The sequence below is a fragment of the Leptothrix toolikensis (SeqCode) genome (assembly GCF_057922285.1).
On the sequence record NZ_JBYSVC010000026.1, the window covers coordinates 1 to 17,158 of the forward strand.

Consider the following 17,158-nt stretch of genomic DNA (forward strand, 5'->3'; position numbering starts at 1 on the left):
TGTGGCCGTTGGTCAGACCGAGCGGCCCGAAGTAGCTCGGCATATTGGCCCCCGGCTGACCCATGATGCCGTGGTCGCCGTAGAGCATGAACACCGTGTCGTTGAACCAAGGCTGTTGGCGCGCCATCTCGAAAAAGCGCCCCACGCTCCAGTCGAGGTAGCGGTAGGCGTTGAACTCCAGCACCGAGCTGAAGCCCGCCGCCGTCAGCTGATCAGCGGGCACATCGCGCAGCAGGAAAGGTCCGGGCTTATCGGGCGGCCCCAAATCGGCCTGCGGGATGGTGTAGGGCCGATGATTGCCAGCGGTTTGCACCACCGCAAAGAAGGGCCGCTTGTCGCCACCGGCTTGGGCTTCATGCAGATGGCGGAGGGTTTCCTTGAACAAATCGTGGTCCGAGATGCCCCAGACGTCGCTTACCGGCACCTTGAATTGGCCTTCCTCGACGATGTGCAGATCGGGAGAGCTGCGTTTGAGAAAGCCGCGCACATTGCCCCACGTGGTGCTGCCACCGATGAAGTACCACTTCGCGTGGTCCTTGAAGGCATTCATGATCAGGTGCTGATCGACCGCTTGCTGGTCACGGCTGGAGGTGTCGCCCACCTGCACATCGGGGATGCCCGTCAAGCTGGCAAAGACGCCGCGCGCCGTGCCGCCGTGGGCGCTGAACAAGCGGGTGAACAAGACCCCGTCTTTGGCCAGCTTGGCGATCTCGGGTGAAGGATCGAGCGGGTTGTTGAAGACGCTCGACTTGTAGCCCGAGTAAGACTCCAGCATCACCACCACCACGTTGAGCCGACGCGGCAAAGCGCCCGCACGCGGCACGCCTTGGCGGGAAAAATCAAGCGTTTGGAGATTGGGGTGATCGACCTTGAGGTAAGCCGCCATGCGTGGGTAGTGCTTGCGCACTGCCGCTAGATCGGGCGTGTCCTTGCGAAAGGCGGCGGTGTCATAGAGCGACAGCACCGGGTTCAAGGCGAGGCTGGCGCTGTAAGCCCCACCGGGCAGCTCAAAGGCGTCGCTCCAGCGCAGGGGGTATTGTGAAAAGCGGCCATGGATGCCCAAGAGCACCCCCAGCGCGGTGCCAACCGTCCAGAGCGTGCGCGACAGCACCCGCCGCCTCAGGGTGGTGGGCACACCGGGCCATGCCGTATCCAAGCCTTGGCGGAAAAGCGCCTTGCTGAACCACGTGAAAGCCGCCGCCAACACCACCAACACCAACAACAAGCGCAGCACCGGGTAGGTGGACCACACCATGCCGGCGGAGGTGCTTGCATCTTTGGCAAAGTTGACCACCGAGGCATTGATGCGCTGGTGCAAGTAGGCGTAGTGCCCAGCGTCCACGATGTAGATCAGCACCACCGCCGCCGATACCAGCAGCACCCCCATTTGCCAGACGATGCGCACGCCGCGTTGACGCGACCACGGGGCCAACAGCGGGATCCAGCCCACCAAGAGCACCGGCAGCACCAGCCAAAGCGCCAAACGCAGATCAAAGCGCAAACCCAACTTGAGCGCAGCCCCCAAAGAAGCCCCGTCCACCCCCGCCGGTGCAAAGCCAATGTGAAAGGCCAGCCGCGCCAAGCTCAACATCAGCAGCCACATCAGCAGCCACGTTGCGGCCATGCGCAACGGCAATGGCAGCCAGCGCGTCAGAGCCGAAGGTTCACTTTGACGGCGAAAAACGCCGGAAGGCAGCGGTGCCATATCAAGGGGCTCCCGAAGCTGCCGGCTTGGATGCCGTCGCCGCCGGGGCCGGGCACGCTTGCAAGCGTCGATGGGCAATGGCTTGGCGATTTTGGGTGTAGAGCAGCTCGACATAGCCGTCTTGCACCACCAAGCTGGGGTAGGAGGCTTCGACCGTTTCGCTGATGTCCATCGGGCTGGTATGCCATTCGCCCTCGGCATCGTCCCAAGAACGCCATGCCACCGCCAAGCGCTTGCGCGTGGTGGTTTCGGGGTTGTAGACCATCAGCCACAGGCGGCGCTGTGGCCAAGAAGCCAGCGCCACATAGGCGTCCGGGTTGGGCAGCGTCAACGGCTGTGGCGGTGTCCATGTCAGACCGCCATCGCTTGATTCTTGTTGATGGATCCACGGATCATGGGCGCTGGCACTGCGCAGCACGGCCAAGATGTGGTTTGGATCAGCACCCACCGCCAAGGCTGGTTGCAAGAGCTCCAGCTCAAAGGCCATGCGTCGCTTGGACAGCAGCCGCCCATCGGCCGAGACATGCAGCAACTCGGGCCGCTTGATCACCAGCTCGTGATAGACCGGCAGCAAGAAGCTGCCATCCGACAAAGGCAGGGGAGGGCTGCGCACCAAGGTGGAGATGTTCCACCACGGGCTGGTGATCCAATCTTCGGCGCTGTCGAAGCTCAAGCCCAGATCGGCCGAGCGCAGATGTGCAATACGCGACATCGCCCAGCCGCCCAACGTCACGTTGACCACCGCCATGTGCAAATGGCCCTTGGCATCGAGCCAAACGCTCGGGTTGCCCAGCTTGCGTACCGTGCGTCCGAGCTTTTGCGACAGCATCTTGGGTGTCAGCACCGCTTGGGCCGGCGACCAAACACGCCCGTCGAATTGAGCGCGCAGCAAGGTCACGTCAGTGGCCCCTTCACGCGTCCCGGCAAACCAGAAGGCCAGCATCCCCCCGCCCGGCAAGGCCACCGTGCTGACTGCGTGGTGTTGGGCCCGCTCAGCGGTGGGTAGCGTCAAGCCGCCCTCGGCCAGCATCACGCAGGCTTGGTCCAGCGCTACCGCTTCGGGTGGGGCGGCCAAACGCGCCTGTGGGGCAGCGGGCTGATCCGATGTCCGCCACCAAGCCAGCACACAAGCCAGAGTCAGGGTCAGCGCCCAGCGCAGGTAAAGCATCGTTGGCTCAACTTCAGGGGTGGATTAAAAAACATAGTGGCGCTCAGACGCCAGCTTGAGGAGACCCTCAAAGATGAGAGTGTCAACCATCTCGAAAGGCAGCCCCGTCATGGGAGCTAGCTTGACCGCTGCACCCCCGGTCATGAACAGAGCGGGCTCTTGACCGCAACGCTTTTGCACATGGGCGTACATGCGATCAATCGCCCCTGCAATGGCCCAAGCCCCGCCACTCATGAGCGCGTCGCTGGTGTTGGTGGGGAAGTCGCGCAACTCACCCGTGGGCACCTTCAGACCAGCGGTGCCCATCTCCAGCGCCTTGAGCATCAGCCCGAAGCCGGGCAGGATCAAGCCGCCCAAGAAGTGCCCGTCAGCATCCAAGGCATCCACGGTCACGGCCGTACCCACCATCACCACCAAGGCCGGTCGCTGATCGGCCCGGGCAAGCATGCGATGGCGCGCGCCCACCAAGGCCACCCAACGATCTGAACCCAGCCGAACCGGGTGATCGTAGCCATTGACGACGCTGCCTGACGCGAGCTCTGAGGCCACCCAATGCGGCTCCAAGTCCCAGATTTCCAGCTGATCCTCGACCCGCCGCCGCACATGGTCGCCTGCCACGGCGCAGCCTAAAAACGCTGTGGGCGCAGGCACGTTGTGCCACTCGCGCTCGCTCAGGGTGTCGATGGTTTCTAAAAACACCGCACCTTGCTGCAAGAGGGTGGCTTGAGGCTCTGGCGCAGAGTAGATGGCCCATTTCAGGCGGGTATTGCCAATATCAATGACAAGAAAACTCATGGGCGGACCAAGAAAAAGCGGGCGAACTGACCCCGATCAGGCCAGCAAGGTCAAGGCCCGTCGTAGCAACAACGCGGCCTCGCTGCGCTCATGCGCACCGCTAATCTTGCCATGGACCTCGGTGAGTAACGCCCGCAAGGCACTCGCATGGCGCGCGCGCCGCACCCGCAGCATGGTCACCGCCCCCATGATGGGCGCTTCTAAACGCAGGGCTCGCAGCATGCAAGAACGTGCTTGAGAGATCACCAAGTCACTGACATCGAGGGCGGCCATTTCGCTGTTGGTCAGCGCCAGCCCCATGCCGATGGTGTCGTCATCCGTGGCGAGTGCATCCACTTCGCCCTGCCAAATCGACGGCCTGGGTTCGGGCACCGTCATCTCGGGGCGCAACTTGCTGCGGCCGTGATGCGTGACCGCAATCGTCACCAAACCCAATTCACGCAGCTCATCAAGGTAGGCCTTGGGCACCCCGACTTGGGCGGCTAGATCCAGCACTTGGTGGTAGGTGCGTTTGCCGTCTACAAGGATCAGCATGGTGCGGTGCCGCTGGGACAGGCCGCGCTGCCTGAGCATCATTTCGGTCTGACCGGCCTCGGTCTTGATCAAGACTTTCAAGGGTTTTTTTCCGTGGCTTGAAGGGGCTCCCTGTGTTTTTGTCGTGCTTGTATGTCGCTCATTTCGCCAAATCAGCTAGCAAGGACACGCAAAATACACAAGTCCCACAAGCCATCAAAGCGGCATTGCATCACACTTTTCTGCAAAAAATACCCCCCTATGCAGTGGCCTGAGCGCTGATCGCCGGCCTTGATAAGGCAATAGAAAGGTCTACACAAGACTTAACGTTTACGTAAACGTCACCTAAAATCACGCAGCTTTTTCTTTTCCACAGGATGGCCCATGACTGCTTCGCCTAGCGCTGTTTCGCCTCAGTCTCCGACCCACAAAGTTCGTTTCGTCACCGCTGCTAGCTTGTTTGACGGCCACGACGCCGCCATCAACATCATGCGGCGCATCTTGCAAGGCATGGGCGCGGAGGTGATCCACTTGGGCCACAACCGCTCGGTCGATGACGTGGTTACCGCTGCGCTGCAAGAAGACGTCCAAGGCATCGCAGTCAGCTCGTACCAAGGCGGACACGTCGAATATTTCAAGTACATGGTCGAGTTGCTGCAAGCGCGCGGTGGCGGCCATATCCAAGTCTTTGGCGGCGGCGGTGGCGTGATCGTGCCGGCGGAAATCCGCGAGTTGGCGGGCGTGGGCGTGCGCATCTACAGCCCCGAAGACGGTCAGCGCATGGGCTTGGCCGGCATGATCGGTGAGATGGTGCAACGCTGCGATCTCGATCTCTCGCCCTACGCCCCCAAGGCGCTTGAGGCGCTGCAAGGCCACGGCCCGAGCGCTTGGCGCGCCTTGGCTCAGCTGATCACCGCCCTTGAAAACGGCCAAGCCGATCCGGCCGTGCGCGCCTCGGTCCAAGCGGTGGCCCAAGGCAGCCGCATCCCCGTGATCGGCATCACCGGCACCGGCGGGGCGGGCAAATCGAGCCTGACCGATGAGCTGATCCGCCGCATTCGGCTCGATCAAGACGACGCGCTCAACATCGCCCTGATCAGCATCGACCCCTCAAGGCGCAAAAGCGGCGGCGCACTGCTCGGCGACCGCATCCGCATGAACGCCATCAGCCCGTGGCGTCAAGGCCCCCGGGTCTACATGCGTAGCTTGGCCACACGCGACACCGGCTCCGAAGTCTCGGCCGCCTTGCCCGACGTGCTGGCCGCATGCAAAGCAGCGGGCTTTGATCTGATCATCGTCGAGACCTCCGGCATCGGCCAAGGCGACGCCGCCATCGTGCCGCTGGTCGATGTACCGATGTATGTGATGACGCCCGAGTTCGGCGCGGCCAGCCAGCTTGAAAAAATCGACATGCTCGACTTTGCCGAGTTCGTTGCCATCAACAAGTTCGACCGCAAAGGCAGCTTGGACGCATTGCGCGACGTGGCCAAGCAGGTGCAGCGCAACCGCGAAGCCTTCACCGTCATGCCGGACCAGATGCCGGTGTTCGGCACCATGGCCAGCCGCTTCAACGACGACGGCGTGACCGCGCTTTACCAAGCGCTCAAAGACCGCCTCATCACGCTGGGCCTGCCGCTCGGCGCGGGCCGTCTGCCGCGTGTCAACACCCGGCACAGCACCCACCAAACCCCCATCGTCCCAGCCAGCCGCACGCGCTATCTGGCCGAGATTTCAGACAGCGTGCGCGGCTACAAAGCCCGGGTGCGCCAGCAAGCGCAGCTGGCGCGCGAGATCCAACAACTGCGCGCCAGCGCCCGGATGCTCAAGCTTGCCAACCCGGACAAACATCGCGGCGTCGATGCGCTGACCGCGCTGGCCGAGCAGCGCGAGGCCACGCTGGCGGCCCCCGCCAAAAAGATGCTCAATCAATGGCCGGACATGGTCAAGGCGTATGCGGGCGACGAGTACGTGGTGAAGATCCGCGACAAAGAACTGCGCACCAACCTCGTCCACACCACCTTGAGCGGCAACAAGATCCGCAAAGTGGCCTTGCCGCGCTACGAAGACCACGGCGAATTGCTCTCATGGCTGATGCTCGACAACGTGCCCGGCAGCTTCCCCTACACCGCTGGCGTGTTCGCCTTCAAGCGCGAAGGCGAAGATCCGACCCGCATGTTCGCCGGTGAAGGCGACGCTTTCCGCACCAATCGGCGCTTCAAACTGGTCTCGGAAGGCCTGCCGGCCAAACGGCTTTCGACCGCCTTTGACTCGGTCACGCTCTACGGCTTCGACCCCGATCCACGCCCAGACATCTACGGCAAGGTCGGCAACTCGGGCGTCTCGATTGCCACCCTCGACGACTTGAAAGTGCTCTACGACGGCTTTGATCTGTGCTCGCCCACCACCAGCGTGAGCATGACCATCAACGGCCCAGCGCCCACGCTCTTGGCGATGTTCATGAACACCGCCATCGATCAGCAGCTCGACACCTTCCAACGCGACAACGGTCGTGCGCCGACCGAGGATGAAGCGCAAAAGATCAAAACCTGGGTGCTGGCCAACGTGCGCGGCACGGTGCAGGCCGACATCCTCAAAGAGGACCAAGGTCAAAACACCTGCATCTTCTCAACCGAGTTTTCTTTGAAGGTGATGGGCGACATCGCCGACTACTTCGTGCGCCACGACGTGCGCAATTTCTACTCGGTCTCGATCAGCGGCTATCACATCGCTGAAGCCGGGGCGAACCCGATCAGCCAGCTCGCCTTCACGCTCTCCAACGGCTTCACGTTCGTGGAGGCGTATCTGGCGCGCGGCATGCACATCGACGACTTCGCGCCGAACCTGAGCTTCTTCTTCTCCAACGGCATGGACCCGGAATACACCGTGCTTGGCCGCGTGGCCCGGCGCATCTGGGCGGTGGCGATGCGCGACAAGTACGGTGCCAACGAGCGCAGCCAAAAGCTGAAATATCACATCCAGACCAGCGGCCGCAGCCTGCACGCGCAGGAGATCCAGTTCAACGACATCCGCACCACCTTGCAAGCGCTGATCGCGGTCTACGACAACTGCAACTCGCTGCACACCAACGCCTTCGACGAAGCCATCACCACGCCGACCGAAGACTCGGTGCGCCGCGCCATGGCCATCCAGCTCATCATCAACCGCGAATGGGGCTTGGCGAAAAACGAGAACCCCAATCAAGGCGCGTTCATCATCGACGAGCTGACCGAATTGGTCGAAGAAGCGGTGCTGGCCGAGTTCGAGAAAATCGCCGACCGGGGCGGCGTGCTGGGGGCGATGGAAACCGGCTATCAGCGCTCGAAGATCCAAGAAGAATCGATGCACTACGAGATGCAAAAGCACACCGGCGAGTACCCCATCATCGGCGTCAACACCTTCCGCTCACCGCACGGCGACCCGGTGCCTGAATCCATTGAGCTGGCGCGCTCCACCGATGCCGAAAAACAAAGCCAGCTCGCCCGCTTGGCCGACTTCCACACCCGCCACGCCGATGCCGCCCCGGCCCAACTCCAACGCCTGCAACAAGCCGTCATCGACAACCACAACGTCTTCGACATCCTGATCGACGCCGTGCGCGTCTGCTCACTCGGCCAAATCACCCACGCCCTGTTCGAAGTGGGCGGGCAGTATCGGCGCAGTATGTGAAGGGGCGGATTGACCGAGGTGGATGCCAAGTCATTGACCGGATTCACGCTGAAACGGCGACACTTGCGGCCATGTTGAATCCGACCTTTGCTGCCCCTGTGGCCACCGACGCTGTGTTGAGCGTGCTGGGGCGTCTCCACCACCCGGTATGGGTGTTTGATATCGACTGCTCCAAGGTGGTCTGGGCCAACGCGGGGGCGTTGGAAGTCTGGAACGCCGAGTCGTTGGAGGTGCTGAGTGCGCGTGACATGGGCGTGGATATGACGGAGTCGGTCGCGCATCGGCTGCGGCAGTTTCAGCAAGATTTCATCCGCCATGACGCCCGCTTTTCAGAGATTTGGACGCTCTATCCCAAGGGTGTGCCGCGCACGCTGCGGGTGATGTTCAGTGGCATGCAGATGCTGGACGGCCGCATGGCGATGCTGTGCGAGGGTTTGGGCGTGCAGCAGGGCGACCCGGAGACCCTGCGCAGTGCCGAGGCTTTGCTGCACACCACGGTGATGATTTCGCTTTTTGAGCGCAACGGCGCGGTGCTGTACCGCAACCCAGCGGCACGCGATGCCGTGGCGGATCCCATCGAAGGGCTGTCTGCGCATTTCACCAAGGCCGAGGATTTGGTGCATTTGCTGGACGATGTGCAGCGCACCGGCCAGGGCCGTCGCATTGCCCAAGTCAAAACCAGCCGGGGCGAGTGTTGGCACGAAATTGCAGCGCGCGCCTGCCACGACGCCGTGACCGGCGGTGAGGCCTTGCTGTTCAGTGAAGTCGATATCAGCGAGCTCAAGCTCACCGAGGCCCGGGCGCATTACCAGTCGCTGCATGACCCGCTCACGGGTTTGCCAAACCGCCATTTTGTGGCGCAGGCTTTTCAAGCGCGGCTGGACGAGCTGCGGCTACGTGGCCATCAAGCCGTCTTGATGTTCATTGATCTTGACCACTTTAAAGATGTGAACGACTCGCTCGGCCATGCGGCGGGTGATGCCTTGTTGATGCGGGTGGCCGAGCGGCTGCGTACTGAAATGCGCAGTGAAGATCTGGTCGCACGCTTGGGCGGCGATGAATTCTTGGTGCTGGTTTCAGCGCCCGATATGGCCCGTGAGGTGGAGGATTTGGGTGCGCGGCTGCTGAGTGCGTTGTCCGGGACGATCAAGCTAGACGGTGCGCTGGTGCGGGTGACCCCGTCGATTGGGGTGTGCTTGTTTCCGCGTGACGGTGAGGACATGGACACCCTGATGCGCCATGCCGACTTGGCCATGTACCGCGCCAAGGATCAGGGCCGGCATCGGGTGGCTTGTTTTGTGCCCGAGCTGAACACGGCCGTGCAGACCCGGCTGGCGCTGGAGAGCGAGTTGCGCGTGGCTTTGCAGCAGCAAGAGTTCGAGGTGTTCTATCAGCCTCGGCTCGATGTCACCACCGGGCAGCTGATGGGGGCCGAGGCCTTGGTGCGTTGGCGGCACCCCGAGCGGGGGCTGGTCGATCCGGGGGCGTTCATCCCGGCGTGCGAGGACAGCGGGCAAATCAGCAAGCTGGGTGCTTGGGTGCTTGAGCAGGCCGCCCGGCAAGAACTGCGTTGGCGTCAGCGGGGCTGGGCGCTGAAGGTCTCGGTGAACTTGTCACCCTGCCAGTTTGGCGATCCCTCCCTGCTGCAAACCATCCAAGCCATCGTGCATGAAACGGGTTGCGACCCTTGCGCGATGGAGCTGGAGATCACCGAATCGGTGCTGCTGGGCCACGATGAGCGCACCTTGCATGTACTGAACGCCTTGCGGGAGCTGGGTTTTGGCATCTCGATTGACGATTTTGGCACCGGCTATTCCAACTTGGCCTACTTGCGCCACTACCCGATCACGGTGCTCAAGATCGACCGCAGCTTTGTCGATGAGCACAGCCAAGCGCGGCCCATCACGGGGTTGATCGTGACCCTGTCACGCGCCTTGGGTCTGCGCGTGGTGGCTGAAGGGGTGGAAACCACCGAGCAGCTCGACTGGCTGCGTGCCCAAGGTTGCGATGAGTTTCAGGGCTTCTTGGTCAGCCCACCTTTACCCTTGGATGCTTTCGATGGCTTGCTCAAGGCGTGTCGGCCCGATGCTCCTTTTGCTGGGCCGATCGCCCCCTTGGTGCCACCTATGCGTTCTGCGCATCCTGAAGCAAGTGGGCCATGGCGGGTCCAATGAGCGGCGCGTTGCCGCTGACCACGGCTTGGGCCAGCACGATGACATCGCCCAGCACCGTGATGGTCTTGTGGATGTCTTGAACCGTTTTGATGAAGCCCACGGCGCTGGCCGTGGCGTCAAGAATCTGCGCTAACGGCACGCTGCTCTCGGCCAGCAAGGCGTCCATGGCGGCCAAGCGCAATTGCGCGGCGGCTCCACCCAAGGCCTGCGCTTGATGCATCAAGGTCTGGGCGTCTTGCGGGGTGGGGGCGGCCTCGATGGGAACTTGCTCAGCCAGTTCGTCCAAGTGCTGGGCAAGCTGTTGCAGTTCGGCGGCGGTATCGCTCGGGGCGTTCATGGCGGTGTTCCTTGAAGGGTTTGGAGGGCGGCACGCGCGGCCTCAAGTTCTTGGCGGCCGGTCGTCGAGATCCCTTGAAGGGCCTGGGTCAGTTGCGCGCCATTCAAGCTCAAGGCTTGGCGCATCGCTTCGTGATCTCGCCCGACTTGGGCCAGTGCGGCAAGGTAGCGGTCCAAGCTGGTCAATTCTGTTTGGTAAGCCCGCTGCATGCGTTGAATCTCACGCCGTCCCCAGAATTTGTCACTGATGTCGCCGCTGGCCACCGAGCAGCGCAAGAACTGCACGGCTTGGATGCGCTCGCCATTGACCTCATCGCGGTACAAAGTACCCAGCCGTTGCAGCAGGTGGATGAGGCGATCCACGTCCTCATGGCTGGTTTGCATCAGCAAACGGATCTTTTCGTGCCGGTAGCCGTCCATGCTGCGCGACAGCAAGTTGGCCAAGGACCGCAGCGCGTTCTCATCGGCGGCATCCACCGCCACGCCCGCATGTTTGATTTGGGCCAGCGAGCCGTTGAGCGTTTGTGCCGGGCTGGGAGGCTGTCGATCCGACGCCAGCTCCCCCAAGGCGTGAAAGTACTGCCCCAAGGTGTCGTGAACCCCGACCGCTTGTGTGAAAGCTGCATCGAACGTGGCTTGGGGAGGGCGTCCGCTGCGGCCGATGCTGCACTGATCGCCCTCCAGCCGCAGCGCCAGCAAGCGGGTTTCTGAATCGTGCCAGCGGGTCACGGGCGCTTTGTCCGCCAGCACGTCCCCCGCTGAGGCGGCGTAATCCGTCACCGCTTGAAGCTGAACGCAGCCGCTCAAAGCGATAAGGGGCAAGGCCATCAAGAAAGAACGAAACCAAAGCATGGGTTCTCTCCCAGAAGTCAGGGGCAAGGGGTCAGGGGGCGGGGTAGGGCGTTAACCAGCGCCGATCATGTTCAGCCAGGTAGTCTTCACCTTCTTCAAGGATGAAGTAGCGCAGGGCCTCGGCGGCTGGCGAAAGATTTTTGGATTGCAAATGCACCACATTCCAGGTGCGCATGATCGGGGTGCCTTCGACATGCACCAGCGTCAGCAGCCCACTTTGTAGCTCTAAACCCAAGGTGTGCAGCGAGAGAAAACTCAGGCCCATGCCGGCCATCACCGCTTGCTTGATGGTTTCGTTGCTCGGCATCTCCATGCTGATGCGCAAGTCGCAACGATGCTCTTGGTAAAAGTGCTCCAAGGCGGCCCGGGTGCCAGAGGCTTGCTCGCGCACGATGAACGGGTAGGGCTCCAAGGCCGACAGCGGCGGATGATCGATCTGCATGACGGGATGATCGGGCGGGGCGATAAAGACCAAGGGGTGCGCGGCAAAGGGCTCGGTGCGTGTGGCGAGTTCCTTGGGTGGGCGGCCCATGATGGCCAAATCGACCTCGCCGTTGTGCAGCAGGGCCACGAGTTGCTCGCGGTTACCGACTTGCATTTGCACATCGACCCCCGGATGCTCGACGCGGAAGCGTGCCAACAGCCGTGGCACAAAGTACTTGGCCGTGCTGACCATGCCGATGGTGAGCAGGCCGGTTTCGAGGCGTCGAAAGCGTGCCATGGCGTTGTCAGCGTCTTTGAGCATCGCCAGCATGCGCTTGGCATGCACCAAGAAATACTCACCCGCTGTGGTCAGGGTGATCTTGCGGCCTTGCCGATCAAAAACGGGCAGATTGATCGCGGTTTCCAATTCCTTGATCTGCATCGTCACGGCGGGCGGCGTAAGGTGCAAAGTCTCGGCTGCGCGGGCAAAGCTGAGATGCCGGGCCACTTCGACAAAGGTGCGCAGTTGTCGGAAGGTCACGTTCTTCATCAAGGAGGCCATGGCGCGCAATACTTCAGTGAATTTGAATTGAAACCCAACTATTCGTGAATTTACCTTAAATGAGGCTGGTTCTACAGTTCGACATCCCATCTTGGCTGAATTTGAGGTTGACCCTATGTACCGCATTGCCCCGAGCATTCTTTCCGCTGACTTTGCCCGCTTGGGTGAAGAAGTTCGTACGGTGCTGGCGGCGGGGGCGGACTGGATTCACTTCGACGTGATGGACAACCATTACGTGCCGAACCTGACCATCGGCCCGGGCGTGGCCAAGGCGATCAAGCCGCATTGCGTCAAGCCCGATGGCACGCCGGCCACGCTGGACGTGCATCTGATGGTCGCACCGGTCGATGCTCTGGCCCAAGGCTTTATCGAAGCTGGCGCTGACGTGATCACCTTTCATCCTGAGGCTTCGGCCCACGTGGATCGTACGCTGCAAATCATTCGCGCTGGCGGCTGCAAGGCTGGTCTGGTGTTCAACCCGGCCACGCCTCTGGACGTGCTGGAGTGGGTGATCGACAAGGTCGATGTCGTGCTGATCATGAGCGTCAACCCCGGCTTTGGTGGTCAGAGCTTCATTGAGAGCGCCCTGCGCAAGACCGAAGCCGCTCGCAAAATCATCGACGCTTCGGGCCGTGACATCCGCTTGGAAGTGGACGGCGGCGTGAAGGTGGATAACATCCGCCGCGTGGCCGATGCGGGTGCTGACACCTTTGTGGCGGGCAGCGCGATCTACGGTCAGAAGGATTACAAGGCTGTGATCGACGCGATGCGGGCTGAACTGGCCCGTTGAGCCCCGTTCCCCGTTCTCGTTCGCACTGAATCGACTTTTTGAAGAAAACCGAGGAGACATACCCCATGAATCACACCGATCTGGAAGCGTGGCTGGCCGTTCAGCAACCTGCTGTCGCCGATGTGCTGCGCCACTTGGCCCAAGCGTGCGTCCAAATCTCGCGCGCTTGCTCGCGGGGTGCGATCACGGGTGAAGGCGGTCACAGCACCCACGGTGCGGTTGGCGAAGTCAATGTCCAAGGCGAAAACCAGCAAAAGCTGGACGTCTACTCGGACGACTGCATGGCGGAAGCCTTGGCCAAGTGCTCGGCCGTGGCCGGCTGGGCCAGCGAAGAGTTGGAACATCCCACGGTGTCGCCTTCTTACGCCACCACCGGGCGCTACTTGGCGGTGTTCGATCCGCTCGACGGCTCCTCCAACATCGACGCCAACATCTCGGTGGGTACGATCTTTTCGGTGTTGCCGCACATGTTCGCTGGTGCTGAGCCGACCGAAGCGGCTTTCATGCAGCCGGGTCGTCGTCAAGTCGCTGCGGGCTACGCCCTCTATGGGCCGGCCACCGTGCTGGTGCTGAGCACCGGCAACGGCATCGAGTTCTTTACCCTCGATCCGGTCTCCAGCAACTGGCTGCATACCCGCTCGGGCGTGCAGATTCGCACCACGACCAGCGAATTCGCCATCAACGCTTCCAACCAACGCTTCTGGGAAAAGCCCATCCAGCGTTACGTCTCGGAATGCGTGGCCGGCGATGCGGGTCCGCGTGCGCGCAACTTCAACATGCGTTGGGTCGCCAGCATGGTGGCTGAAGTGCATCGCATCATGACGCGCGGTGGGGTCTTCCTTTACCCGCGTGACACCAAAGAGCCGCGCAAGCCGGGTCGTCTGCGTCTGCTCTACGAAGCCTCGCCGATGGCGTATCTGATGGAGCAAGCCGGTGCCAAGGCGGTGACTGGCACCATGGATTTGCTCGATGTGGTGCCCGATACCCTGCACCAGCGCGTGCCGGTGATCATCGGCTCCAGCGATGAAGTGGATCGGATCGTGCGCTACTACGTCGATCCGAGCGAAAACGTTTCGCATCAGCTCTTCCGGCACCGTTCGCTGTTCGTGCAACCGCATCCCTGATGTTTGCGTTGCTCTCACCCGGGCTGTTCAGGCCCGGGTGTGTCTGCGTTGGCGTCCGTCCCCCTTTGTTTTCTCTTCCAAGCAATTCCTGAGGTTCCCATGTCCAAGAAACATCCGATCATCGCGGTCACTGGTTCCAGCGGCGCTGGCACGTCCACGGTCAAGCGCGTCTTCGACAACATCTTTCGTCGTGACGGCGTGACCCCGGCGGTCATCGAAGGGGATGCCTTCCACCGCTATGGTCGCAAGGACATGAAGGTCAAGGTTGCCGAGGCGGAGCAAACCGGCAAGGCGCTGAGCCACTTCGGTCCGGAAAGCAACGAATGGGCGATGCTGGAAGAGCAGTTCCGTACCTACGGTGCTACCGGCCGTTGCAAGACCCGTTTCTACCTGCACAACGATCAAGAAGCCAAGCCCTACGGCCAAGAACCCGGCACCTTCACGCCGTGGGTCGATACCAAGCCGGACACCGATTTGCTGTTCTATGAAGGCCTGCATGGCTGCGTCAAGACGGCCGATGTGGACTTGGTGCGTCACGCTGACCTGAAGATCGGCGTCGTGCCGATCATCAACCTTGAATGGATCCAGAAGCTGCACCGCGACACCCGCGAGCGCGGCTACTCCACCGAAGCCGTGTCGGACACCATCCTGCGCCGCATGCACGACTACGTGCATTACATCTGCCCGCAGTTCGGCGAGACCGACATCAACTTCCAGCGCGTGCCGGTGGTTGATACCTCGAACCCCTTTATCGCCCGTGACATCCCCACCGCTGGCGAAAGCATGACGGTGATTCGCTTTAAAAATCCGAAAGGGATTGACTTCCCGTATCTGCTGTCGATGATTCATGACTCGTTCATGAGCCGCGCCAACACCATCGTGGTGCCGGGCGGCAAGATGGACATCGCCATGCAGCTCATCCTGACCCCCATGATCCTGCGCATGATGGATATCCGTCGTGCCCAGATGTCTTGAGTGGCCGCCTGAGTCGCTGATCTGTCTCGTTCGAGTGGTCTGAATCGTCTGAATTTGCAGGAGTGTTTTTGATGAAGAATTCCAAGCTGATGGCCAATGCCATCCGTGCGCTGGCCATGGACGCCGTCCAAAAAGCCAATTCCGGTCACCCGGGTGCGCCGATGGGCATGGCTGAAATGGCTGTGGCTCTGTGGTCGCAACACCTCAAGCATGACCCGAGCCATCCGCACTGGGCGGATCGCGACCGCTTCGTGTTGTCGAACGGTCACGGCTCGATGCTGATCTACTCGTTGTTGCATCTGACGGGCTACGACCTGACGATCGACGACTTGAAGAACTTCCGCCAAATGGGCAGCCGCACCGCCGGTCACCCGGAAGTGGGTTTGACCCCGGGCGTGGAAACCACCACCGGCCCGCTGGGTCAAGGCATCTCCAACGCCGTGGGCTTTGCCTTGGCCGAAGAGCTGCTGGCGCGCGAATTCAATCGCCCCGGCCATGACATCGTGGACCACTACACCTACACCTTCTTGGGTGACGGTTGCATGATGGAAGGCATCAGCCACGAAGTCGCTTCGCTGGCTGGCGTGTGGGGCTTGAACAAGCTCATCGCCCTGTACGACGACAACGGCATCTCCATCGACGGTCCGGTCGAAGGCTGGTTCGCCGATGACACCCCGGCGCGTTTCCGCGCCTACGGCTGGAACGTGATTCCGGCGGTGGACGGCCACAACGCGGCTGCCGTGTCGGCAGCTATCGCCTTGGCGCGCAGCAGCTTGAAGCCCACGCTGATTTGCTGCCGCACGCACATCGGTAAGGGTTCGCCCAACCGCGCCAACACCTCCAAGGCGCACGGCGAGCCGCTCGGCAACGCTGAAATCGCCCTGACCCGCGAAGCCATCGGCTGGCCTTATGGTCCGTTCGAGATCCCGGCCGAAGTCTCGGCCCTGTGGGATGCCCGCACCAAGGGTGCAGCGGTCAGCGCCGAATGGCAGACCCGTTTCGACGCTTATCGCGCCGAATACCCCGAATTGGCTGCCGAGTTTGAGCGCCGTATCAAGGGTGATCTGCCGACCGACTACGCTGAAACCCTGGCCAAGGCCATGGCCGAATTCGGTCACTCGACCGAAAACATCGCCAGCCGCAAGGCCTCGCAAAAGGCCCTGGCCACCTTGGCACCGCGCATCCCCGAACTGCTCGGGGGCTCGGCTGACTTGACCGGCTCGAACCTGACCGACTTCCCGAACTGCGGTGCCATCGTTGCCAGCACGATGCTCAACGATCAAGCCGGTGGCCGTCACATCCACTACGGTGTGCGTGAATTCGGCATGGCCGCGATCATGAACGGCGTGGCCCTGCACGGTGGTTTCATCCCCTACGGTGGCACCTTCCTGACCTTCAGCGACTACAGCCGCAACGCCATCCGTATGGCCGCGCTGATGAAGCAACGCGTCATCCATGTCTTCACCCACGACTCCATCGGTCTGGGCGAAGACGGCCCGACTCACCAGCCGGTGGAACACGCTGCCACGCTGCGTCTGATCCCGGGTCTGGACGTTTGGCGTCCGGGCGATGCGGCTGAAACCGCCATCGCTTGGGTGCATGCCATCGAACAGCGCAACCGCCCCAGCGCCTTGCTGCTTTCGCGCCAAAACCTGCCGCCGCAAACGCGCAGCGACGCCCAAGTGGCCCAGATCCGTCAAGGCGGCTACGTGCTGTCGGACCGCGAAGGCGCACGCGCCGTGATCCTGGCCACCGGCTCGGAAGTCGGTCTGGCGATGGCTGCGCAGAAGGTCCTCGACGGCCAAGGCGTGCCGGTGCGGGTGGTCTCGATCCCCTCGACCTCGGTCTTCGATCGTCAAGACGCGGCCTACCGCAACAGCGTTTTGGGTGGCAGCTTGCCGCGTGTCTCCGTTGAAGCCGGTGTGAGCCGCTTCTGGGGCCAATACGGTTGCTCGGCGTCGCTGGGTATCGACACCTACGGCGAATCGGCACCGGCTCCGCTGGTGTTTGAGCACTTCGGCTTCTCGGCTGAGAACCTGGCCAAGATGGTCGTGGCTCAACTCCCGACGGCCTAA

At 62.0% G+C, this 17,158-nt stretch carries 13 protein-coding genes; 6 read left to right on the top strand and 7 right to left on the bottom strand.

What is annotated here, in order from left to right:
- From AC3VI7_RS05820 to AC3VI7_RS05835, 4 genes are all read right to left on the bottom strand, one after another.
- Positions 1-1,705, bottom strand: a 1,705-nt coding sequence (locus AC3VI7_RS05820; protein ID WP_489671421.1) for an LTA synthase family protein, incomplete at its 3' end; no start/stop codon positions are given.
- Position 1,706: 1 nt separating this feature from the next.
- A complete protein-coding gene (locus AC3VI7_RS05825; RefSeq protein ID WP_489668057.1) occupies positions 1,707-2,873 on the bottom strand; it encodes an exo-alpha-sialidase in 1,167 nt (388 codons plus the stop codon).
- Between the two features lie 24 nt (positions 2,874-2,897).
- A complete protein-coding gene (locus tag AC3VI7_RS05830; protein ID WP_489668056.1) occupies positions 2,898-3,668 on the bottom strand; it encodes a type III pantothenate kinase in 771 nt (256 codons plus the stop codon).
- A 36-nt stretch (positions 3,669-3,704) separates the two neighbouring features.
- Positions 3,705-4,283, bottom strand: a complete 579-nt coding sequence (locus AC3VI7_RS05835) for a hypothetical protein (protein WP_489668055.1) — start codon at positions 4,281-4,283, stop codon at positions 3,705-3,707.
- A gap of 282 nt (positions 4,284-4,565) precedes the next feature.
- Between AC3VI7_RS05835 and icmF the strand changes: the two genes are divergently transcribed.
- A complete protein-coding gene (gene icmF, locus AC3VI7_RS05840) occupies positions 4,566-7,847 on the top strand; it encodes a fused isobutyryl-CoA mutase/GTPase IcmF (RefSeq protein WP_489668054.1) in 3,282 nt (1,093 codons plus the stop codon).
- 71 nt (positions 7,848-7,918) lie between these two features.
- Positions 7,919-10,021: a putative bifunctional diguanylate cyclase/phosphodiesterase gene (locus AC3VI7_RS05845; RefSeq protein WP_489668053.1), complete on the top strand. Its 2,103-nt coding sequence runs from the start codon at positions 7,919-7,921 to the stop codon at positions 10,019-10,021.
- Here the strand turns inward: AC3VI7_RS05845 and AC3VI7_RS05850 are convergent.
- Genes AC3VI7_RS05850 through AC3VI7_RS05860 form a run of 3 tightly spaced genes read right to left on the bottom strand, consistent with a single transcriptional unit; the run spans position 9,972 to position 12,182 of the window.
- Positions 9,972-10,358 carry a hypothetical protein gene (locus tag AC3VI7_RS05850; protein ID WP_489668052.1) on the bottom strand — a complete coding sequence of 129 codons (387 nt, stop codon included), beginning with the start codon at positions 10,356-10,358 and terminating at the stop codon, positions 9,972-9,974. The genes AC3VI7_RS05845 and AC3VI7_RS05850 overlap by 50 nt on opposite strands.
- A complete protein-coding gene (locus AC3VI7_RS05855; protein WP_489668051.1) occupies positions 10,355-11,209 on the bottom strand; it encodes a hypothetical protein in 855 nt (284 codons plus the stop codon). Before AC3VI7_RS05855 ends, AC3VI7_RS05850 begins: the two co-directional genes overlap by 4 nt.
- A 31-nt stretch (positions 11,210-11,240) precedes the next feature.
- Positions 11,241-12,182 carry a LysR family transcriptional regulator gene (locus AC3VI7_RS05860; RefSeq protein ID WP_489668119.1) on the bottom strand — a complete coding sequence of 314 codons (942 nt, stop codon included), beginning with the start codon at positions 12,180-12,182 and terminating at the stop codon, positions 11,241-11,243.
- Between the two features lie 127 nt (positions 12,183-12,309).
- Here AC3VI7_RS05860 and rpe point away from each other — a divergent pair, with 127 nt between their 5' ends.
- The 4 genes from rpe to tkt all read left to right on the top strand — a co-directional run bounded on the left by rpe (position 12,310) and on the right by tkt (position 17,158).
- Positions 12,310-12,984: a ribulose-phosphate 3-epimerase gene (gene rpe, locus AC3VI7_RS05865; RefSeq protein ID WP_489668050.1), complete on the top strand. Its 675-nt coding sequence runs from the start codon at positions 12,310-12,312 to the stop codon at positions 12,982-12,984.
- Positions 12,985-13,049: 65 nt separating this feature from the next.
- On the top strand, positions 13,050-14,108 hold the full coding sequence (locus AC3VI7_RS05870) for a class 1 fructose-bisphosphatase (protein ID WP_489668049.1): 1,059 nt from the start codon (positions 13,050-13,052) through the stop codon (positions 14,106-14,108).
- 99 nt (positions 14,109-14,207) lie between these two features.
- The gene (locus AC3VI7_RS05875; RefSeq protein WP_489668048.1) at positions 14,208-15,083 is read left to right on the top strand and encodes a phosphoribulokinase; all 876 of its coding nucleotides are present in this window, start codon (positions 14,208-14,210) and stop codon (positions 15,081-15,083) included.
- A gap of 71 nt (positions 15,084-15,154) precedes the next feature.
- Complete coding sequence (tkt, locus tag AC3VI7_RS05880) at positions 15,155-17,158, top strand: transketolase (protein ID WP_489668047.1); 2,004 nt, start codon at positions 15,155-15,157, stop codon at positions 17,156-17,158.